The following is a 1,090-nucleotide window of genomic DNA, read 5'->3' as shown; positions in this document are numbered from 1 at the left end:
AGGTAACCTAGGTAGGCTAGGAACGAATGGCTACCATTTAGCATGCGCAGCTTCATTTCTTCGTAAGGCACAACGTCGGCAACAAATTCTGCGCCAGCCAAGTTCCAATCTGGACGACCAGCTACGAAGTTGTCCTCGATAACCCATTGGCGGAAAGGTTCACAAGCGATGCCACATGGGTCTTCACAGCCAAGTAGCTCAGCGATTTCGGTCAGCGTCTCTTCGGTTGCTGCTGGCACAATGCGGTCAACCATGGTGCAAGGGAAGGTAACGTTGGTTTCAATCCAGTCGCGCAATTCTGGGTCAAGCAGTTGAGCGAATTCCAGTACCGCTGCTTTTGCTACGTGACCGTTCTCTTGCACGTTATCGCAAGACATCACGGTAAATGGCGTTAGGCCGCGTTCACGACGTATCTTCAGTGCTTGCACGATGTAACCTAGTGCTGATTTTGGCTCCGTTGGGTTGGCAAGGTCAGCAATGACTAGCGGGTTGTTTTTATCAAGCGTGCCCGTTGCAGGGTCGGCGCAGTAGCCTTTTTCGGTAATCGTCATTGAAACGATCGCCACTTGTGGCTCGGCCATTTTTTCGAGGACAGCTTCGATGCTGTCCAAATGTGGGTGCAGTGATTCCGTCACCGAGCCAATCACTTTGACTTCGGTCGATTCTGCGCCTTTTTCTGCCACCGTGTAGAGGTGATCTTGCGCGCGCAGCGATTGAATTAACTCTTCACCGCCAAATAGGTTGATTTCGCAAATGCCCCAATCCGAGCCCGTTTTGCTCAGCATTTCATTGGTGAACAGTGCTTGGTGCGCTCGGTGGAAAGCACCGAAACCAAGGTGAATAATACGGCTTTTGAGTGTAGAACGGTCGTAATCTGGCAGCGAAACAGCAGCATTTAGGGTGGAGTTTGCAATGGTTTTCATTTTATTTCCCTTCTCCCGCAGAGTGCTCTGCGGGATGATTCATTGAAAGAGTTAGTAGCCTAGGACCAGTTTTGGTAAGAACAGACTGAGTTCAGGAATAAAGGTCACCGCCATTAGGGCCGCAATCAGTGCAACGTAGAATGGCAGAAGCGGCTTGATCACTTGGT

At 50.6% G+C, this 1,090-nt stretch carries 1 protein-coding gene; it reads right to left on the bottom strand.

The window, feature by feature from the left end; all coding sequences use genetic code 11:
* Positions 1–923 (bottom strand): mannitol dehydrogenase family protein (locus tag R7Q41_RS24325; protein ID WP_411979071.1); only part of this gene is annotated, 923 nt, incomplete at its 3' end.
* Between the last annotated feature and the right edge of the window lie 167 nt (positions 924–1,090).

This window comes from Vibrio sp. 2096 (assembly GCF_033339595.1).
In the GTDB taxonomy this organism is placed as follows: Bacteria; Pseudomonadota; Gammaproteobacteria; order Enterobacterales; family Vibrionaceae; genus Vibrio; species Vibrio alginolyticus.
The sequence above is the reverse complement of the archived record's forward strand: the minus strand, read 5'-3'. Positions and strand labels throughout refer to the sequence as shown.